This is a genomic window from Fodinibius sp. Rm-B-1B1-1 (assembly GCF_038594945.1).
GTDB lineage: Bacteria > Bacteroidota > Rhodothermia > Balneolales > Balneolaceae > Fodinibius > Fodinibius alkaliphilus.
In genome coordinates this window covers 855733-877485 of the sequence record NZ_JBCFYD010000002.1, presented here as the reverse complement: position 1 = coordinate 877485, position 21753 = coordinate 855733, and the positions used below count along the sequence as shown (strand labels likewise).

Below are 21753 nucleotides of genomic sequence, written 5' to 3'. Positions count from 1 at the left end.
CTAACTCTTAACCAAGTTATCTATCTGTTCGGGGTTTTCATTCCGCCATTCTGAGAGTTGGTCTAAAATAGCTTGACGCACCTCTTTGGTTAAAGATCGAATATCACTACGGTCGAGTCCTTCGGTAGGAATAGGGTCAAGTATTTTTAACTTAATCTGTTTGGCAACTCCAAACTTCCAGCTTCGTTTGGGTAGTGTATTCTGGGTGCCGTCAATAACCATCGGAAGAATGGGCTTTTGCTCTTTAATAGCCAAGTCAAAGGCCCCGGCTTTAAATCGGTTAAGGTTTCCATCACGCGAACGGGTTCCCTCTGGGAAAAACATTACCGAACAATTATTATTGAGATAATGTGTAGCCTGCTTAAAGGTTTGCTCTCTCCTATTGGACGCTCGACGATCGACCGAAATATCTCCGGCAAGAGTCATCATCCATCCAACAACAGGCGTTTCAAAAAGCTCTTTCTTGGCTACCCATTTCATCTCCCAGGGTAAGTTTGAAATTAGTGGAATATCAGCCTGGGAAAGGTGGTTGCAAACCATGACGTACGGCCTTCGATCATCAATATTCTCGTAGCCCGTAATCTTTATTTGCCAGTTGGGATTTATTTTGGAAATATATTTCCCAAGCTTACGAAATAGTTTACCGGTTCTGTAACGAGCGGGATCACGGTCAAAAAATCGACTAACAGCAAGTAGCGGCAGCCAAATAAAGATGAGGATTACGACCCCAATCCAAATAAGTAGGGATTTTACGGTTGATGACATAGAAATCTCTTTGGGTCAATAGTTGAAATGTCGACTATTCATCAGATTGACTATGTTGCCTGATATCCTGAGGGATTTCCCAATCCAACAATGGGTTATCAGTCTTTAGCTGGTAATGCCCTGAACGTCCATCAAGCTGGTAAATCTCAATACGTTGTACCTCAGATATCCATGGCAAAGATACAAAGAAATCAATCTTTTTGCTTTCTCTGTCTCCAAGAGGGATATCCATTTTCTCGAAGTTTATCTGTTCTAAAATGATATCCCCGTCAGCTAAAAGATGCGCCTGGTAACGGCCCTGCTGTTGTGACTTCATAAAAGGCTTGTTACGCACTTCATGATTGACCACTTTTAACGTGCTGTCAGCCTCACTTAATGACAGGATAAGTGATTGCGGAGCCAACTGATCTTTTTCAGCACATCCAAAAAGAAACAGTGATAAAGCTATAAGCAGTATAAAGGATTGGATTTTTACCACAACTTGGGCAACATGCTTTTAATTATACCCCATATTCCTTTCGCCGGTTTTAATGATCGACGATTGCGTGCCACAGCTCTTTCAATTATTTCTGGCTGAAAAATATCTTCCTCTTCCTGAGATTCTCTGATGTGCCGAGGAATACTTGCTTTTTTGCCCGATCGACCTGAACTATTTTTCTTAGGAGAACTCTTTTTGTTCTTTTTCTTAGATTCCTTTTGCCCTTCCTTCTCTTTTGTATCTTCTTCCTCTTCGGGTTCTTCCTTGGGTTCTGGAATCGAAGTGTCTCTAAGGCGTTCGGGACGAGGTACGCGCGTATCTTTCTTGGATTGCGATTTCTTTTTCGGGGCTAATTGATCCTTACTTTCTTTCTCTTTGGTTTCTGGCTTTGATGATTGCTTATTCCCCTTTTGCCGTTTCGCGTATTGACTTTCTTCACGCGTAACTGGCTTTTTATCAGAATCTTTGTGCTGCTTGGCTTCTGCTCTTTCTTTGGGTTGACGTTCTTTTGAAGACCTTTCTTTCTGTTGGTTCTCTTCTTCCCCAACATCAGCCACCTCTTTTACTGATAACTGATCACCCACTACGTTTTTGATCGCATGGTAATACTTTTTGTCTTTATTACTTACAAAAGTAATGGCCGTACCCTTTTTGTCATACCGTCCTGTTCGGCCAATGCGATGTATATAATCTTCGGGGTTATTGGGGACATCAAAGTTTACAATAAGCGATACATCGTCAATATCAATGCCTCGGGAGAGAACATCAGTCGCAACCATCACAGGGTGGCTTTTATTTTTGAAAAGCCGTAAAGCCTCATTACGCTCATCCTGATTACGATCACCATGCATGCTCACCGCATTAACACCGCGCTTTTTGAGCATCTGTTCCACCTGATCTGTTCCCCTTTTGGTAGCACAAAATACGATAGCTGTTTTGTATTTATCGGCATCAAAAAGTTGTTCAAACAAGTTGAGCTTCTTTTTGGGATGTACAAAATAGATTTGCTGATCTACGCTATCCGCCGGTTTGGAAACCTCAAATTCTACCTCAACCGGATCTTTCATCACCTGGTCAACAACTTTTTGGACTTCCTCAACCATCGTCGCCGAAAATAACATCGTTTGACGCTCTTTGGGAAGCTGCTCCACAATCTTCATCACATCCGGCAAAAAGCCCATGTCAAGCATGCGGTCAGATTCATCCAACACAAGATATTCCAGTCCGCTAAAATCCAAATTCAGCACATTCATCTGATCAATCAATCGCCCGGGAGTAGCTACAATAATATCAACGCCGGCCCGAATTGCTTTCACCTGCGTGCCATAGTCGCTGCCTCCCGTTACTGTGGCTGATGTAATGCCCGTATGATATCCCAATGCAAAAATCTGTTCTTCAATTTGCTGGGCAAGCTCCCGTGTCGGGGATAGAATAAGTGCCTGAGTATCATCAGAATTATTCTTAGTAATCTTCTGCAACAATGGAATGACAAAAGCTCCGGTCTTACCTGTGCCCGTCTGCGCTGCACCAATTACGTCTTTACCATCTAAAATAAGGGGAATACATTCGTCTTGGATAGGGGTCGGCTCGCTGTAACGCAGATCCCTTAGCCCCATCATAAGTTCATCGCTCAGGTCAAACTTTTCGAAACTCAATATGCTATACTGATTAATTTACAATTGCTGTGATATGCGGATTTCCCGAAAGAAGGTGCCAAAGATACGATTTTATTAGCAATTCACTTAACACGCATCACAATTTTTTTAAAGGTAAATTTTGGATAACTTCGAAGCCTATAACCAAATCAGAATGAAACAAAGTATTTAATCACCTACCATGAAACTACTTTATTATACATTTTTCACTTTCTTGGCCGGAATGGTTCTGCTAAGCGGCTGTAACCCCAGTTCGGGAGATGTTTCCCTTAACAACGAAGCCGATAGTTTAAGTTATAGCCTGGGCTATCAAAACGGTCAATTTATGGCTGAGAGCGGCATGGATGATATTGATCCAGAGGTCGTAAAAGCCGGTCTGCAGGCAGCTTTAAATAAACAAGACTCCAAGCTTTCGGATGCTGAGATGAAACAGGCTATCCAGAAGTTTCAGATTAAAGCCCGACAAAATGCCCAACAAAAGAAAATGGAAGAAGGGCAAAATAACCAAAAAGAAGGTGAAGCCTTTTTAGAAGAGAATAAAAATAAAGAAGGTGTTCAAGTAACGGATAGTGGCTTACAGTATAAGGTACTTGAGGAAGGTTCCGGCGCATCACCATCCGAAGAAGATCGGGTTCGCGTGGATTATGAAGGAACTTTGATTGACGGTACTGTTTTTGACAGCTCCTATGAACGTGGTGAGCCTGCAACTTTTCCTCTAAACCGTGTGATTCCTGGCTGGACCGAGGGACTACAACTGATGAAAGAGGGAGCAAAATATAAGTTCTTTGTTCCGGGCGATATTGCCTATGGACAAAATCCTCCTCCCGGAAGCCCAATTGGAACAAATGAAACCCTTATTTTTGAGGTCGAGCTTCACGAGGTAAACCCGGAGGAATAACAGCGATTTGCTATTGCATAAGAATCTGGCAGGATTTAGTTCCTGTCAGATTTATTTATTTTAGGATGCTCCCAATCCTGAATTAATGAGCTCAAACAACTCTTTTCTATCCATATTGAAGCGTTTGTTGTAATCCTTACGGCTTCGTCTTATCACTTCTTTGGCTTCTTTGGAGTTATAAATATGGGTGATTTCTACCTCACGTTCCTCTTCACTAAACGGACGCTGCTTGTATGTCAAAAAGTAATGAGACAGACGTTCAACAATATGCTTCGGCACTTCTTGGATATCTTTCATATCACCGTATAAAGCATCCCCCCTCATAACAGCAATAATTTTATCATCAGCCTCTTCCCCATCAATCATGCGAAATCCACCTACCGGAATAGCATCTAAAATGAGATTACCATGCGGAATATTACGTTCGGTAATCACACATATATCCAAAGGATCTCGGTCGCCTTCAATATCTTTGCGCCCCGTTTTTTGCATACAATACTCTCCCACCTGTTCATCACAGAATGTTTGGGGGACAAACCCATAAGGTATGGGGCAAATATTTGAAAATCGCTGGGGCCGATCTACCTTCAAATACCCACTCTCTTTGTCAAGCTCATATTTCATCGTATCACCGGGTACAATTTCGATAAAAACCTTAATTACATCAGGACTTTCCTCCCCGATGTCGATTCCATGCCAGGGATGTGGTTTTGAAAATAGCTTCGTAAGCTTTAAGAAACGACGTATCTGTGAACGTTCCATAATAGTTTTTGGACTAAAATCTTGATTTAGTGAATGCGATAAAGATAGCAAAAAATTGTCTCTTTAGATAAGATCAAAATAAAATTGGCATCCAGTCAGATCTTCTGACCAATAGCACGAAAAGGAAGGGACAAATTATCAACAGAAAAGAAATGGTAGGAATATCTCAAAAAATAAACAGGGCCGAGATCAATCGGCCCTGTTTTGTACGTTGGCTTTTCGGGGTACAAATCAATGGTTACAATAGATAAGTAACCAGGGATCAGTATGTTCAATAATTAGTACTTAGAAAATTCATCTTTGTTCCGAATTTTTCTTACTTAATTATTGAGTTAGAATAACGACTTCAATTCCTGAATATTGGACTGGATATCCAAGTTATTTATGCCACATATAATCCGTTAAGCCGGATGAACGGCGAATATTTCTCTTGATACCCTCTTTAAGAATAGATTCTTTTCCGAGAATAGTAATTGCTGTGCGTGCTCTTGTAAGGGCTGTATAAATGAGTTCTCGGCTCAACACTTTTGAAACTGTGCGCGGTAATACCAGCATCACTTTATCAAATTCTGCCCCCTGACTTTTATGCACCGTTAGTGCATAGGCCGTACTAAAATCTGTTAACCGATTGGGAGCTATCCCACGCACTTCACCTTCATGCTCAAAATATACGCGGAGCTCTCCATTCTCATCCGCTAAACAAATACCAATATCCCCGTTATAAAGATTCAATGAGTAATCATTACTATTGATGATTACTGGTTTACCAACATACCACTTGGCATACTTGGGGATCAGATTCTTCTCATGGAGAATCTTCGCCGCCAACATATTTATATTCTCTACGCCCGTTGCCCCTTTCCGGTGCGCCGATAAAATTCTGAACTGCTTAAAATAGTCTAACGACTCTTTGGGAGCATTGGCATTGATCATCGCCTCAAAATAAGATGGCAGCTTTCTTTCTATAGCCGCTTGTAAAGCTTCACTGCTTTCTATCTCGTTAAGTACAACATCATCAAACTGTTGATCCTGGAGAACTCTTACTGCTCTATCAGCTTTTCCACTGTTGACCGCTTCACTAAGCTGGGCAATACCACTGTCGACGTTAAAGCGATAGCTCTTCGTTAACAAGGTAATGTTGTCGCTGAGTGTGTTACTATTTGCGACGATATATTTATTGGGAATACTTATCGATAACTCACTAAGCCAGTCATGATGCTCCTCAGAGAATTTATTCTCGTCAGGTTGGCAAATATCCCCGAGCACAGAACCAGCTTCAACGGAAGCGAGCTGATCTTTATCCCCCAATAAAATGAGATGGGCATCATCAAGCAAGGCTTCCATTAGTTTACTCATCAGTGCCTGGTCAACCATCGAAACTTCATCAACAATTACTAAATCATACGGAATAGGATTCTCTGCATCATGCCGAAAACGGGCACTGTGTCGCCTTGCGCCAAGTAGCTGGTGCAAGGTTTGAGCATTTTCGGGAATAAGTGCTCGAATCTCATCAGCAACGGCAAGCCCTTCCCGGGCTTCCATGATTGAATTTTTAAGCCGTGCAGCAGCCTTTCCCGTTGGGGCAGCCAACGCTATATCGATGACAGTTTCTGACTGTTGATGCTGTTCTAAAATGAGAGCTAAAATGCGTACAACCGTTGATGTTTTCCCTGTTCCGGGTCCACCAGAAATGATGGACAATTTATTTCGTACTGAAGTTGCCGCAGCCACTTTTTGCCAATCAGGCTGCTCTGTGCTATGCTTAAATAACCGTTCCAGCCCCTGTTGCAAAAGTTCTACATCAACATTGTCTACTTGTATGCAACTTTTTTGGATGAGCCCTTGGGCCAGCGTGTGTTCGTAATACCATAACTTGTGCATGTAAATGCGGTTGGCATCGTCCACAATAAGAGGCTTATAATCGCCCGGTGATCCAACCACGGGAGATTCCTGCAACGACCGACGCCATGGTTTTACCTCTGGTGCTCGTAATGCCATCTCATCATGGGCTTCCTCAAAAAGTAACTGCCCGGCATAATCTTCCATAGGCAAACAGACATGCCCTTGCCTGTATAAGTGGCTGACCATCACTGCCGCAAGCAATACATCCTTTGAAATACCTGGGTGTTGATCACTTAGAAAACGACACAGCTCAACATCAATAGGACGAATAACATCATCATCACGGAGGAGCTTTAATTTCTGCATCAATTTACGCATGCTTCCCTCCTCTGATGTATTCATCTAATTTAGTAATAACCTCTTCATCGGGGCAGTCAAAATAAATCCCTTCCCGACCCTCGTCATTCATTCCCCGCAAGAAAAGATAGAAAGCCCCTCCAAAGTGTTTCTGGTAGGAATAATTCAGTAATCGTTTCTGCAAAAACCGGTGCAGTGCCACTGTATAAATATGATATTGCAGGTCATACGAGGCTTCCTGCATTTCATCAATAAGGTACTCTTGACTATAATCTTGGATAGAATCACCCAAAAAATTCGTTTTATAATCGAGCAGATAAAACTTGCCGTTAAACTCAAATGTCAAGTCAATGAATCCCTTTAAAAATCCCGATTCTGCCCGACCTCGATTATCCCATTGCGGTGTGTTTTCATTACGGATAATCCTCAACAGTTTCCTGGTTTTGATGTCGCTGTTTTGATAATAAAACTCCATTTCGGGAATCAACTTTTCCTCATCAATAGCTGAAAGTGTTAGTTTAGAATCTGTTGGAAGTAATGGTTTGTTAAGAACTGTCTCCAACATATCAGCAACCACTGGCATCCATTGTTCATCAATTCCCTGCATCTGCAAGTGGTCAGCAATAATTTCTTTTTCAGGATTAGCAAAATCGATATTTTCAAAAATATTATGGATGCATGTCCCGGGTTGTGGGCCTTTTGGAAAAGTAAATATAGAGCGAAATTCAGTCTTGTAGCCAGAATCAACTTGGATATCATTATAATCCATAAATTGATCATAATCTGGCATGTCAGGATCGTCCTCTTCCATCCAGCTGCTCAGGGATGAAAAACTGGAAACCTGGTAACCAGTATTGAGTGGAGTTTGTCTTGTAAAAGATTTCGTCAAAAACTCGTTTTTACCGTTATCATCAAACAGATTAGTCTGCTTATCTATGGTAGGCTTGGCACTGGGAGCTTCCAAAGTAAAATATTGAGGATATTCCTCGCATAATTGCTGTAGACTATCTTCAAAAGGTTCATTTCCAATCCCGCGATATGACGTACTGATCGTCTCGACCAGTAAGTCATGTACCTTTTCAGGTTCCAAAAACAAATATCCTAACGGTGAAAATTCTGATCGCTTGGCATAAGCCCAGCTCAAATAACAACAATGTTCAGCCCGGGTCATCGCCACATATGCCAACCGTAGACTTTCGGATAGTTCCTCTTTGGCAATGATCAATCGTTTTTCATTGCGATCATCATCAGACTTACCATGCAAATCCAAATATGTTTTCTCGAGATTATCAGGATCGTGATACACCAACGGTTTGCCATAATCGCTGTACTTTGGACCATGCCATAGAAAAGGACAAAACACAATGGGATATTCAAGCCCTTTACTTCGATGCATAGTCACAATTTTGACCAGTTCCTCGTCGCTCTCAAGTCGCAATTGTTCCTCATCCCACTGCTGTCGGTTATCCTCTTGACGTTTTTTTGCCAACCATTTTAATAATCCTCGCATGCCGCTTTTTTGATTACGAGACTCGGCCTGCAACAGTTCTCCAAGATGCAGCAAATTTGTCAGCCGACGCTCTCCTTCACTATGCTGAATGATATGTTCAGCGATATTAGTCTTATTAATAAGCGAACGAAACATAGCCGAAAAACTCTTCTCCTGCCATAGCTGGTGCCATTCCCTAAATTGCTCCAACACAGAAAGCCAGCGCTGTTCATCTTCTTCGATATCATAAATTTCTTTGGCTGAGAAAGTTGTTAATGGTAACGCCAGTGCCGCTTTAATTCGCGACTCGTTCGCCGGTTCAACAACTGCTTTCAAAAGTATTTCAACCCAGCCGGCTTCCACACTGTCGAACACACTTTCCTGGCTGTACTGTACGCTTTTAATCTTCCTTTTGCGCAATGCCTCAGCCATCATTGAGGCCTGATCGTGCGTTCTCACCAGCACGGCTATATCTTTAGCTTCAACGCTATTCTTCCCAATCTTGATTGCTTTAGATTTCCCGCCCTCAATCAGTCGCTCAATTTCTTGAGCTGTATCTTCGGCTACCATCTCTTTCGCTTCTGCTTTGTTAAATTGATCCCGATCCTCCAACGAAAGATTACGAAATCGAATAGGTGGATACCTGTTATCGTATTCTACCAACGATTGATAATCCTCCCTGTTTTTACCGGGCTTCACCGATTCGTACGGAATTTGATCAAGAATAAAAGGATTGTCATGCTCTCCCCACAAGGTATTCAATCCCTCAATGAGGGTAGGCACGGATCTAAAATTACGTCCCAAATCAAAAGTATTTTCCGCTGGTGCATCACGTTTTGCTTTGAGATACGAAAATACATCTGCCCCGCGAAAGCTGTATATCGACTGTTTGGGATCCCCAATCATAAATAAGGCGCCATTCGAATCCTTATACACCGTGCGAAATATATCGTACTGATTGGGATCGGTATCTTGAAACTCATCAACCATAGCAATGGGATATTTCTGTCTCAACCGGTCTGCTAAATGGATCCCCTGCTCCCCATCCAGCAAAGCATTGCGCAGCCTCAACAACAAATCATCATACGATAGTACTTGCAGCTCCTCTTTTTTCTGGTCAAGCTCGTTACGTAAAAAATGCAGTAGATCCTTTTTAAAGGTGATTTCAAACTGCAGTATAGAATCTAATTGGGAAAGATATTCCTCGGCCAGATCAAAAAAGGAATGAGCTGGAATCTGGTCATATCCCTTGTTAAGGTTATCTTCAAGCACCGACTGCGTGAAATTTGTAAACTGCTCGAAGGGTTGAATATCAATAAAATCGGATGTTAAAAACTCATCCATATAGCTAAACCAGTTTGCTAAATAATCCTTGCGGTATTTACGGCCATTCATACAATCCGAAAGGAGAAGTGACAATATCTCATCACGATCACTTTTCCAATTGTTTTGCATTTGTTCAAAAATCGATCTCAGATCATTTAACTCATGTTGTATTTCTGAGACTGATGGAACATTGGAGGGAATAATATCAAGATAAGATTTGCCAATATGCTGACCGACCTTAACGGCAAACTTTTCAGGATTATATCCCTTATTCAAAAGCAAGTTATACAATGGCTTTTTTGCGGGATTTTGGGAGACCTCTGCGACCCAATTGCGCCAGTAATCATCTACGGCCTCCAACACCAACTCAGAATCATCTCCAATCATCTCTGCATCGTACATGGCGCGACTCTCAAAAGCCTGCTCCTGCAGTACCTGATAACAAAATCCGTGAATGGTATGAATGGCCGACTCATCAAAAGTCCGCACAGCCCGGTTAAGACGAGCTATAGCCTGTTTATGATCATCGGTATGTGTAAGCAGCTCATGCAAAAATTGATCATTCTCATTATCCACTTCTCCCTTTTTAAGAACAGCAATGGACTCTCGGATTCTACTGAGCAGCCGATCTTTAAGCTCTTTAGTAGCTGCTTCGGTGTACGTTACCACTAAAATATTGCTCACCGAAACATCACGCTCAATAAGTGCCCGGATATAAAGTGAGGTAATGTTATACGTTTTCCCCGTGCCGGCACTGGCTTCAACGAGATTGATACCAGAAAATGCAATGTCGAATGGCTTGAGTTCTTTCATTTGCTACAATTCCCCTATTATTGATTCAAAGAACGGGTCCCAAAACAATTCCGACACTTTTTGAAATTGCTCCGTTTCCAGTGGATTTTTGTCCCCCAACAGCAATTTATTATAGGGATCTTCCCCTTCTCCGGGATAAGAGCTATATTCGCGCTTCCATTTGCCATAGGCCTTAGATAATCCCGATTCTTTATCCTCATTGTTGAAACAAACTTTTTCGGCGTACGCAAAAGAAGCATCCGGAAAAAAGTAACAGTTATCCTGTAGTCCTTGCCAATATCGCTCAAGAAGCTGCTCTAATACTAATTCAGAATTTTCTACCGGTCTCAGGCGGTGTTCTACGAAGCTTTTGCGCTTGTGCCGAGTAAAAAGTCGGCTTATGCCCGGATGACTATCTGGTTTTACTTTTTGCAACAGGAGATGTTGTATCCATAAATCAATCACATCTTTAGGACGCATGCTTCCAAATCGATATGAGATACGCGCCTTTTGGTACATATCTGATAAGGTTCCAACGACATGAAAGTCACCAACGTTTATATCTACTTCGAGGTCTTCGATATGCTGCTGATCTAACACTTCTTTGATATTATGGCCAAACTCTTTTACCTCATGTACCTGCTTATTAAAAGCTCGTTCCCCGCTCCATCCCTCGGGCAATAAGTCACGAGCTTGCACATTTTTATGATAGTCATCCAGTGATTTATTCTTAAAAAAACGATCCAATAATTCCTGTCCAACCTGATAACTTTCAAGCCCTGATAATACGAACGGTTCACGATCATCGGTAATCACCTCTTCTTCTTGCAAATATATTCCCAACCGATGTTGTAGTAAAAATTTTGCGGGATGCTGAAAGAAACTGATCAAATTATTGATAGAAAGCCGTTTCCACTCTTCGTCTGGTTCAGGAAGTTTTTCATCAAAAAATGGGGTTCCTTCAGCCGTAGAATCATCCAACCGTTGACTTACTTTTTTCTGGGTATCAGAATAGCTAAAAAAGTTTTTATCCGTAAAATACTTGGGACTAAATGCCTGCAAACGATGCTTTTGCACAAGATCATTGAGATCAATGCCATAATGCTGCTCCAGTATATCGATAAGCTCTTCCATTACTACTGAAGGCGGAAACTCCGCATCCTGACGATTGCTTTGCCCTACGTAACTGAAGTAGAGGTTTGTTCGAGCGGAAAGCAGGTTTTCTAAAAAAAGATATCGGTCTTCCTGTGCTTGTACGGGGTCTCCGACTTGCGTATCCAAGTGCATCAGATCAAACTCTATGGGGATGCTGGAACGTGGGAAAGCATCTTCATTCATCCCAATCATACCAATGACGCTAAATGGGATGCTTCGCATGGGCATCAGCGAGCAAAACGTTACTCCTTGACCAATGCGTCCTCCTCCGGTTGACTTCTTTTGTAGACGTTCATCTAACCAACGACGTATAATTGCAAATGATATCTTTTGCTGATGTCCGCCTAACCGGGCATGTTCAACAAGGGCATTTATAGTCTCCCTAATTTGCGATACCTCCCAAAAGAAATCGCGAGAATCCGGCAACAAATCATCAAATACTCTGTTAAAAATATTTTGCCACTCATCAGGCGTCTTTGGTTTATCAACAGTTTCGTTTATTTCAAACAGGTGATTCAAAAAAGCAGACAGGCGTCCGGCCAAATCCGCATCTTCCGAACGCTCAATCTCATTGTAGGCAAAAATATTATCATACAATTGATCCTCTGAGGGTCGCATCATATATCCCAGCAAGACACGCCGCAATCCCGAGCGCCAGGTAAAATGATCGCTCTGAGGCAGCCCTATCTGTTTTTTGTTCTCACCATCTATGCCCCAGCGTATTTTGTTGTCAGAAACCCACTGCTCAATCCGATTTAAATGATCTTCGGTCAGTTCAAATTTTGTTCGGATCGCATTTGAATCCAACAAGTCGAGAACGTCAGTAACTTTAAACCGACTTTCAACTACATTTAGAATCTGTGTGAACGTTTGTGTAATGGAATCACTTTGGGTCACGCTGCGATCGGCAATCGCATAAGGAATTTCCGGTTGTCCCTCATCCGGCGTTCCAAACACCGCCTCAATCATCGGACTATACCTTTCGATATCTGGTGTCATAATCAGAATATCCTCTGGATCAAGCGATGGATTTTTATCGAGCAAGGCCAGAAGCTGATCGTAAAGCACTTCTACCTCTCGCATGGGACTGTGGCAGTTATGTACCTGAATAGAGCTATCAATATGTTCAAGTTCCTCCTTTCCTTTTGATGGAGGATGGTCCTTAGTTACATCCTTCTGTATAACCTCAAATAAGGTATCTGTAGAATCTTTGGTATTTCCAACCTGAGTCCATTGTCTATTATCAGCTACCTTTTGCTCCGCCTTTACATATTTCGAAAACAGCGACATAAAATGTACGCCCTCTGTCCCGAATGACTGTAGTAATGGATTTTGAAAATCCTCGCTTGCTTTAGCTTTTGGATTGATAGCTAAATGGTAGAAATGGACTTCGGTACATTTCGACAGCTTAACCATCGTTTTAATAAAAGCCGGCGATGCTGATGAGACCCCAAAAACCGAAATGCGATCGGGTATACTGTCAGTGCCTAAATTACCATTATCAATTTTGTCCCAAAGTTCTTGTAACAGCTGTGCCCGATGCAAGGCATCGCCTTCATAATTATTTTCCCAGTAGGTCATTAACCGACACCACAACTGGGCCTGCCATTTTTCGGCCGTACTATTTTGAGTCGTATCTTTTCCCTCTTCCCAACCCAAAATCATTTGGGGACGATACATTAGATACTGATCGAAAACATCCGCAATTTTGGAAGCTAATTTCCAGGATCGCATCGCCTGCTGCTCCGGGTCTTCAGATCTGATATAATGGTGCAATTTCTCGAATTCATCCAAAAAATCGGGATCGCTCAATAAGTTCATCAGCGTCCACGTCATGGGACCACGATCCGACGGAAGATCTTCGGGGATGTCGGGATTACACTGCCGAATGAGACTCCATATTCGCTCGGAAGGAAATTCAAATGTTAGATTCGCTGCAATACCCTCCTGCCTGGCCATTCGCAGTGATAACCACTGACCAATACCATTATTCTGGACCACAAATGTCTCTTTGGCAAGTGGATTTTGAGGCTTTTGGTCATCCAGCTCATTAAAAAGCTTGTCGGCCAATTTTTCGAGTTCTGTTCCGTAATAGAATTTGAGCATGTAGCCTCGCTTGATCCAAAAATATCAGGGGTTAAAGTGCTATCAAAAACCGAAAAAACCGTACAAAAGTAAACCCAAAAGAGTAACCTTGTTTATGATCTTATCCTGTTATTAAATCCTTTTACCTACCTTCAATAAAAATCTCAAAATCCATAAACCAACCGGCTAAAAATAACCAGCAAATCAATACATTTTCCGCAGAAGGAGATTCCCTTGAAAAGCATATATAAACCTTCCTTGCTCTCCTATCATCTATTGGTTAATCTACTTTTATAAAACACTTATATACAGCATGTAAAAAGTAAGGGAGGAACCAGATTATGGAATCTGAAGAACAGAATAGAATTTTAGACTTTGGTGGTTTTCCCGGTCGATGGGAAATTATCCATTCGACCGCAGAAACTGATGGTGAGTATTTGGAGATGCGTTTTGAGATTAATTCAACAACTGGAGATTCACCCCCGGTGCACATCCATCCCAAAGCTGAAGAGAGTTATGAAGTATTATCTGGCACATTGGAGGTAAAAGTTAAAGGTGAATGGAAACAGGTACATACCGGCGAAAAGCACAGTGTATCTCCAGGCACTCCACATACATTTAGAAACAAAGAACCTGTGGAATTAATAAATGTGCACCAGCCTGCCCTTGAATACGAACGTTTTTTTCGAAGATTTCAAAAACTTGTTACCGAACAGGGCGTGAACTTACCTCCAAATAATTTTAAGTCATTCCTGCTATTGGGTATGCTATTTTCAGCCCACGAACAAGAGGTTATTTCCGTAAAACCACCACAGTTCGTTATGAGAATATTGTCAGGATTAGGTAAATCGCTGGGGTATCAACTCCCTAAGTAAATATTCATTTTAAATTTAAAGTTGAAGCAACTTATAATTTCATCATTTAAAATATACCAACGGGGCAATTGGCTCGACCCGTTGGTATATTTAATCTCAAGCTCACACAATTATTCAACCATAAAGACTTCAGCTGCTCCAGGAATAAGGGCATTTCTTGTGGCCCAAAGCGTGCCGTCATTTCCAAAGGTGATCGCAGTCAGTATGGGAATTCCTGAAGCTACTTCAACGCAGGTTCCTGCTTCTAAATCACACTTATTGATTGTCCCTCCTGCGAGAATCCCTGATCCTATCTCAAGTGCAAACCAGCTATTCTCATCAAGTTCTACTACATATAAATTTCCCTGATCGTCGAATGACATATCAATAATAGAAGTGAAACCTCCATCAAAAGCCTTCATACAATCCGGACCGGCACCGCACATAACATCCGAAGCATCAGGTGAAATCCGCCAGATATTAGACTCACCGGTTGGAGCGGGGAATCCTTTGAGTTCTCCAATATAATAAGAGCCGTCAGGTCCCACTGCTATACTGGTTGGAACAGGTTGTGCAGAGATTTCATCCGGTAATCCACAAATACCTGCAGGACCCATTGGACAACCTACAAGACTTTTGACATTGGATGTCGAAACCAGCTCGTTTGGAAATACAGCAACAACTTCAATATGACCCTGATTATCTATCCTGAGCAAATCATTACCTGCAGCATCTACTACCAATGCAGTCTGCCCATCGAAAGAATGGACATCAAAAGGATTGGAATCAATAAGTGTGGCACCGTCAGGATTATACTCCTGTTCAAAAGCAAAAAGATCAGCGATTACTCTATTTTTACCTTGTGAAACCCTGTAAAGGGCCTGTCCGGTTTCCTCACCTGGCTCTCCAGTCAATCCCTTTATAGCCCACATTGATCCGCGTCCGATTGGACTCATATCAGTAACTCCGGGCAGCGGTATATCGTCAGTACCATCAAGTGTTATTATACCCGCACCGGCATCTGCAACCAGTATGTCTCCGTTTGGCGCCGTAGTCAAGCTAAACAGCGGAGATACGAATCCTTCACTTTTTATCTTTTGTGAAGATCTGACTGGGGACTTATTTGTTTTACTTGCTAATCCACTAAAATTCCCACTACTCAAGAAACTGTTATGGTCTATCTTATTCAACGAAACCAGTTTTTCAGTATGAGAAGCGGTTTCAGCAGTATTTACCGTACTGTCAGAACATGATATCAGCAACAAAAAAAGACAGGAAAATATCAGAGATATTAAAAATTTCCCTCTCGTTCTATTTCGATAGTCATTCTCAGATGTTAGTTCACTCATAGTCAACCTCTCGTTCATTTGATTGTTATTATTTGAGGGGTGATAACAATCTGAATAGATGACTTAAGCACAGGCAGAACCCTTCATTACCATATAAATCTATTTTTGAATATATAATTTTGCTCTAAGTATAAAAAAATTAATGTCTTAGGCTTTAATTATACCTGCACTCATATTGCCCTAATAGAGATTTTATTCCAATAAGAACTACGGAATGAAGTTAACTCATAGATAAGAGTAGTTTTACACTATCGATTTCGTACTGCTTGGAGGTAATTCCGAATGCGATGGGCATTGACGCCAATATCACCACGGCCAATGCGTGATACTGAACGTACATCAATTTTACTTTCACTATTCGTTTGTGCAGTATCAACACGAATAACCACATCATCAATAAAACCAAACCACGGCAGCTTATCGTATGCTTCAATAATTCCAGCTTCTCGATCCTGTGCCACGATTTCTTCCCACGGCATCTGCTGTGCAGCAGTGAGGGCGCGATCAAAGGCCTCATTATATCCAACATCCAGGTATAACGTTTCGATATCAGGATAAGCTTCCCGCTGTATGTTTGCTTTTTCTGCGTCGCCGTAGGTAGTATCGTTGGACGCATCGGCACGCAATGGTACAATCGCTTTAAAGGTAGGGGGATTTTCAATATCCGTACTGATGTCATGGATAGGCGGATATTTCTGAGCCTCGGTGAACCAGTAGCCGATCGTTCCCATTACCCCAATGCTAAGAATCACCCCCAGTGCCACAAGTCCGGCCCCACCCATTTTGGGCTCATTCCTGCGGGCAAATCCAAATATCACTGCCAGTGAAAAACCGATAAGAGCTAATACTCCACTACCGGGCAGCAGCCACGTAAAGGCAGTGCCCAGTCCCCACCAATTCCACTGGTATCCATATCCCGCAAGTATTATTGTTATTGCAGCTGCGATGCTAAATCCAACACTTGCCAACGCCCATTTTGAAGTTGATTGCTGATACATACACTTATTATTGATTAGTTAATATTGTTTTAAATCTGCTTTTACTCTACCCCTAAACTGAACCAACACAACGGCAGATAATACGAAAAGCATTCCGATAATCTGGAAGCTGGTCAGAACATCATTAAAGATCCAAACACCCAGTAACGTTGCCACCAAGGGTTCTACAGTGGCGGCAATGGAAGCCCGGCCGCTTTCAACCATTGATAGTCCCACAGTGTATAAATAATACGCCAGTGCTGTAGGAAAGAATCCCAACCCCAAAATTTGCAGCCAAACATCTACAGATGCCAGCTGCTTTATTTCTATGGTAATTCCACTCGTTGGTAACATCACTATGGAAGCAAATACAAAAGTATAGGTGATGACGGTGAGTGGATGATACTTTTGGAGCGCGTGTTTGCCAAAAATGCTGTAAAACGCATAGCCAAAACCTGACCCCAGCCCTACTAACAGTCCATACCACGAAAGGCGATCTGCCGTAATGGGGAAAACCTTAATAACCAGTACACATCCCAATAGTGTTAAAACAAGCGCCCCAACCTTGCGCCCTGTCATTGGTTCACCAAAGAAAATACGTGACAAAATTATCACAAAAGCAGGTCCGGTATATAGTAAGATAACGGCTATTGAAAGAGACACCTCTTCAATAGCTGTAAAATAGGCCCAGTTAAAAAAGACGATGCTGAAAATCCCCGTCCCAATAAAGCTCATCGAATCTTTGAGATCTATTTTTAATAGTTTCGCATCTTTAAATCCGACAAACATCATAAGCATGGCTGAGGCGCTAACCACCCGAAGCGTTACGATTTGCAAAGCAGAAAAATCAGCTTGTGCAAGACGATCAATAAAAAGCCCAATAACACCCCATAGTGCGGCCCCCAAAAAGACGTAGAAATAAGCTAAGCGGTTTTTAGATAGAAACAATGATTTATTGATATTGTCCAGCAGTTTAAAAGTTGCACAGAGGATACACACTCTTGAACGAAGAATCCAACCGCACTTTTAATATTGTTACCTTTTGTTCTGTCCTTTAATCTCTGAATACAATTAAATAATGCTAAACAATTCCTGAAAAGTTTGATCTTATGAGTTGCAATTATAAATAAACTGCTGCATGTTTGCCTTTACTAAAAATTTAAACCTATACCGTATCAGAGTTCGTTAATGATTCAGCCGAAAACGGAAACTTCCGACGATCAAGCCCTCACTCTTTATAAAAACCTGCTTCTTCCCCGCCGTATTGAAGAGCGCATGCTTAAGCTACTGCGACAGAATAAAATCAGTAAGTGGTTTTCTGGTATGGGACAAGAGGCTATATCAGTAGGCGTCACCTCTGCCCTTTCCGATCAGGATTACCTGTTGCCTATGCACCGTAATCTGGGACTTTTTACTACTCGTGGTGTCGACCTATATACACTTTTTTGTCAACTTTTGGGAAAGGCCGATGGCTTTACGGGCGGACGTGATCGCTCGTTCCACTTTGGTGTGCCCGAAAAGCGCATTGTGGGAATGATCTCGCATCTCGCAGCCACCATGCCTGTTGCAGATGGATTGGCCCTTGCCTCGAAACTCCGCAACGAAGAATTTGTAGCCGCCAGCTTTTGTGGGGATGGTGGGACCAGCGAGGCCGATTTCCACGAAGCCTTAAATCTGGCAGCGGTGTGGGAACTCCCGGCTATATTTGTAATCGAAAATAATGGATATGGGCTCTCAACGCCCACCAGCGAACAATATGCCTGTGATGATTTGGTAGATCGTGCTAAAGGGTACGGCATGCATGGCGTAAAAATTGACGGCAATGACGTTTTTGAAGTTATGGATGCAGTTGCTGATGCTCGCAATCATGCCTTAAACAACGGTCCGGTATTTATCGAGGCCAAGACCTTTCGGATGCGCGGACACGAAGAAGCCTCCGGGACTTTTTACGTGCCCGATGAAAAGTTTGAACGTTGGGGCGAAAAAGATCCTATCGACCGTTTGGCCAGATGGCTAACATCAGAACAGGTTGTTTCGGGGGATGATGAGTTAGCTGCTATCCAGGATGAAGTTGATGAATCGTTTCTTCCCGAATTAGATCGGGCTCTTGAGGCTGATGAACCTACTTTTGATTTAGAAGAACAAACCGGACGAATTTTTACTCCAGTTCAACTACCGGATAAAACAGCTAATAGCGATTCTACTTCTGAAAAACGCTTTGTGGATGCAATCCAGTTTTCGCTGCGCCAAGCATTTGAGGAGAATGAAGACTTCCTCATTATGGGTCAGGATATTGCCGAGTATGGCGGCGTTTTTAAGATTACTGAGGGGTTTACTGAGCAGTTTGGCAAAGATCGAATCCGCAACACTCCTATTATTGAATCGGGCGCTCTCGGGGCTGCGCTGGGATTAGCCATGGAAGGATTTAAACCAATTGTAGAAATGCAGTTTGCCGATTTTATCTCCTGTGGATTTAATCAGATCATCAACAACATAGCCAAGGGACAGTATCGTTGGATGCCGCCTCTCAACATCACGATCCGGGCGCCTCATGGTGCGGGCGTTGGCGCAGGTCCGTTTCACTCACAGTCACCCGAAAGCTGGTTTATGCAACATCCGGGACTAAAAATTGTCGTTCCTTCTTCAGTGGATGATGCTCAAAACCTATTGTATAGCGCACTACACGATCCCAATCCTGTGCTGTTTTTCGAGCATAAAAAGCTCTATCGCAGTATTCGAGAGATTACACCTGATCACTGTATCCCAGAAGAACTCGGTAAAGCTAAGATTGTCCGTAAAGGAACCGATGCTACCATTATCACCTACGGAATGGGCGTACACTGGGCGCAGGAGATAGTCGATGAATACCAAGACCAAGGAGTTGATATTGAAATTGTTGATTTGCGATGCCTGGCTCCGCTGGATATGGAAACCATCAGCCGATCAGTAGCCAAAACCAATAAGGTACTGCTTCTGCAAGAGCCCTCGACTAAACTGGGACCTATGAGCGAAATTTCTTCCTTAATTACCGAAGAATGCTTCGAAGAATTGGATGCTCCGGTTATGCGCTGTTCATCACTGGATATGCCTGTGCCCTTTAGTCCCAAGCTGGAAAAACATTATTTGGCAGATAACCGGTTGAAAGATACTTTGAGCCAGCTAATCCAGTATTAAAAAAAGGAAGTATTTGCCCCTTTGGAAGTGGTGGATACTTAAAGATGACTTATTCGTCTTCTCCTTTAATTTGGTTAACAACTTTTCTGGCTTCTTCCTTAGAGTCGAAAAGTAGTAAAAACCGACCACCGGGTATTTTTGCTTTTATTACTGGAAAACTTGGGGATAGTATTTCCCCATCCTGTTTAACACCCAAAAAGTTATCAATGTTTTCCTCTGTTAGCTGTTCAAATTTAGAATGATATTCTTTTTTGAGTCGCACCAGTACTCGATACTTATCTACCTGTACTTCATCCTCTACTATTCTTGTTTGGACTATCATGTCAGGTTTAATCTCATAAAAAACCGTATCTCGTTCAGTTTGAGCCTGCGATTGAAATGAAATTATCATTAAAAATAAAAACAGTATTGATATGGCTTTTTGTCCCATAACTCTCCTTTTCGTTTTTAGTTGCTTTAACAGATTTTGACAGTGATAACCTCATAGCCTAAGACCAGTGCATCAACATCATTTATTAATCAATATGATGTGATATAATCTATAAAAAACGATCTCCAAACAAAAGAAGAGCTTATAAATAACGAATGCGACCACTATAGAAAAAGTAATCACCTACTACGATAAAGCAGAAGAGATATCAATTTCTCGGCACTCTTCAAACATCGAATCAAAGGCTTCGATGCGGTTAGACCAATCCAGATGACTGTTAATTTTTTGGAGGGATTCCTTAGGTAGAGGCTTGCTTTCTCCCGTAAGAAGATCCTTTAGATAGTGAAAAAGATCGTCTTCAGTATCATATAACACCGGAGCGTGTAATAGTGGTTTATGGAGGCTTTCAGGAATAAGTTCAGGATAATGTAAGCGATTGGGCACCAACGGATGGCAACCGCAATAGATGGCTTCCATAATAGCTACGCAAAAAAATTCATAGGTCGCTGTAGAGACAACGATATCACCGTTGTGCAATAATCGACTGTAGTTTTCCCGATCCTCGACATATCCAAAATGCGTAATATGGCGGCCGTATCGCTGCCAGGCTTTTTCGAATTCTTCGGGCTTTTCGTGTTGGGTATCCCCTGCCAAAATAAGATCAAAAGTAAGATCTATGTCATTTAATCGATTTAACACGCGAAAAAACATAGCCGGATTGCGATCGAACTGCCAGCGTTGATTCCACACGATAACCGGGTTGTTATTCTCTTCTCGATTATCGGCCTCTTGATCAAAGCGTTTTAAATCAAGCCCGGGATACAATACTACACTCTTTTCGGCAATCTTATCAACGGGATAGTAATATTTGTCGTCAGGATAATTCTCTAAAAAATCCGGAAGGGCTTTTAAAAAATCGTTCCGATGGAATTTCGAGGAGAAAATAAGCCGATCAGCCGAAAGCATACTCAAATAATTGAGATAGCAATAGGTTTGGTCGCGCTCCTCCCCCTCGGGCATGGGCTGAGTAAACTGATTCTCGTGCATGTACATCACCTTGGGAATATTAGCAAAGCGAGGATTCGTCAACGAGAGAAAAGCCGGTAAATTCGTCATACTACTTACTAAAAGCAGGTCAATTTCTTCCTCAATCTCCTGTGCCATTCCGGCCAGTACCACCGAATTACCGTGCATGCGCCACTTTCGTCCCTTATAACTTAGGTTAACCGGGATAATATTATGCTGAGAATACTGTTCCAATCCCTTTAAAAATGCTTTATGGGAACCGCTAAAAAACGGCTCTACAGCCAGAATATTCATTAGAATAAATAATTTATGAACTCAAGTAACTTTCTATTTGAGTTC

At 42.1% G+C, this 21753-nt stretch carries 15 protein-coding genes; 3 read left to right on the top strand and 12 right to left on the bottom strand.

Features of this window, described 5'->3' with window-relative positions; genetic code table 11:
* The 3 genes from AAFH98_RS11140 to AAFH98_RS11130 are packed head-to-tail and all read right to left on the bottom strand — an operon-like array spanning position 1 to position 2898.
* A complete protein-coding gene (locus tag AAFH98_RS11140; protein WP_342522789.1) occupies positions 1-765 on the bottom strand; it encodes a lysophospholipid acyltransferase family protein in 765 nt (254 codons plus the stop codon).
* A 34-nt stretch (positions 766-799) separates the two neighbouring features.
* Complete coding sequence (locus AAFH98_RS11135; protein WP_342522788.1) at positions 800-1243, bottom strand: hypothetical protein; 444 nt, start codon at positions 1241-1243, stop codon at positions 800-802.
* Positions 1237-2898 (bottom strand): DEAD/DEAH box helicase, encoded by a 1662-nt coding sequence (locus tag AAFH98_RS11130; protein ID WP_342522787.1) that lies wholly within the window; start codon positions 2896-2898, stop codon positions 1237-1239. The genes AAFH98_RS11135 and AAFH98_RS11130 overlap by 7 nt, the downstream gene beginning before the upstream one ends.
* A gap of 181 nt (positions 2899-3079) precedes the next feature.
* On the opposite strand from AAFH98_RS11130, the gene AAFH98_RS11125 reads away from it, so the two are divergent.
* Complete coding sequence (locus AAFH98_RS11125) at positions 3080-3796, top strand: FKBP-type peptidyl-prolyl cis-trans isomerase (protein WP_342522786.1); 717 nt, start codon at positions 3080-3082, stop codon at positions 3794-3796.
* Between the two features lie 60 nt (positions 3797-3856).
* Here the strand turns inward: AAFH98_RS11125 and AAFH98_RS11120 are convergent, their stop codons facing one another.
* The 4 genes from AAFH98_RS11120 to recC all read right to left on the bottom strand — a co-directional run bounded on the left by AAFH98_RS11120 (position 3857) and on the right by recC (position 13625).
* Complete coding sequence (locus AAFH98_RS11120) at positions 3857-4558, bottom strand: inorganic pyrophosphatase (protein WP_342522785.1); 702 nt, start codon at positions 4556-4558, stop codon at positions 3857-3859.
* Positions 4559-4936: 378 nt separating this feature from the next.
* Positions 4937-6802 carry an exodeoxyribonuclease V subunit alpha gene (gene recD, locus AAFH98_RS11115; RefSeq protein ID WP_342522784.1) on the bottom strand — a complete coding sequence of 622 codons (1866 nt, stop codon included), beginning with the start codon at positions 6800-6802 and terminating at the stop codon, positions 4937-4939.
* The gene (gene recB / locus AAFH98_RS11110; protein ID WP_342522783.1) at positions 6771-10385 is read right to left on the bottom strand and encodes an exodeoxyribonuclease V subunit beta; all 3615 of its coding nucleotides are present in this window, start codon (positions 10383-10385) and stop codon (positions 6771-6773) included. The genes recD and recB overlap by 32 nt, the downstream gene beginning before the upstream one ends.
* 3 nt (positions 10386-10388) lie before the next feature.
* A complete protein-coding gene (recC, locus tag AAFH98_RS11105) occupies positions 10389-13625 on the bottom strand; it encodes an exodeoxyribonuclease V subunit gamma (RefSeq protein ID WP_342522782.1) in 3237 nt (1078 codons plus the stop codon).
* A 320-nt stretch (positions 13626-13945) separates the two neighbouring features.
* Here recC and AAFH98_RS11100 point away from each other — a divergent pair, with 320 nt between their 5' ends.
* Entirely contained in the window at positions 13946-14479 is a 534-nt protein-coding gene (locus AAFH98_RS11100) for a cupin domain-containing protein (protein ID WP_342522781.1), read from the top strand.
* A gap of 110 nt (positions 14480-14589) precedes the next feature.
* Here AAFH98_RS11100 and AAFH98_RS11095 read toward each other — a convergent pair whose 3' ends face one another.
* The 3 genes from AAFH98_RS11095 to AAFH98_RS11085 form a co-directional block, all read right to left on the bottom strand.
* Positions 14590-15807: a ScyD/ScyE family protein gene (locus AAFH98_RS11095; RefSeq protein ID WP_342522780.1), complete on the bottom strand. Its 1218-nt coding sequence runs from the start codon at positions 15805-15807 to the stop codon at positions 14590-14592.
* 248 nt (positions 15808-16055) lie between these two features.
* Complete coding sequence (locus AAFH98_RS11090; protein WP_342522779.1) at positions 16056-16805, bottom strand: DUF1499 domain-containing protein; 750 nt, start codon at positions 16803-16805, stop codon at positions 16056-16058.
* Between the two features lie 18 nt (positions 16806-16823).
* Complete coding sequence (locus tag AAFH98_RS11085) at positions 16824-17732, bottom strand: DMT family transporter (protein ID WP_342522778.1); 909 nt, start codon at positions 17730-17732, stop codon at positions 16824-16826.
* Between the two features lie 240 nt (positions 17733-17972).
* On the opposite strand from AAFH98_RS11085, the gene AAFH98_RS11080 reads away from it, so the two are divergent.
* Positions 17973-19958, top strand: coding sequence for an alpha-ketoacid dehydrogenase subunit alpha/beta (locus AAFH98_RS11080; protein WP_342522777.1), 1986 nt, complete (start codon positions 17973-17975; stop codon positions 19956-19958).
* A gap of 49 nt (positions 19959-20007) precedes the next feature.
* Here AAFH98_RS11080 and AAFH98_RS11075 read toward each other — a convergent pair whose 3' ends face one another.
* Together AAFH98_RS11075 and AAFH98_RS11070 are read right to left on the bottom strand one after the other, a co-directional pair.
* Positions 20008-20349, bottom strand: coding sequence for a SecDF P1 head subdomain-containing protein (locus tag AAFH98_RS11075; protein WP_342522776.1), 342 nt, complete (start codon positions 20347-20349; stop codon positions 20008-20010).
* Positions 20350-20574: 225 nt separating this feature from the next.
* Positions 20575-21708: a tRNA-queuosine alpha-mannosyltransferase domain-containing protein gene (locus tag AAFH98_RS11070; protein WP_342522775.1), complete on the bottom strand. Its 1134-nt coding sequence runs from the start codon at positions 21706-21708 to the stop codon at positions 20575-20577.
* Between the last annotated feature and the right edge of the window lie 45 nt (positions 21709-21753).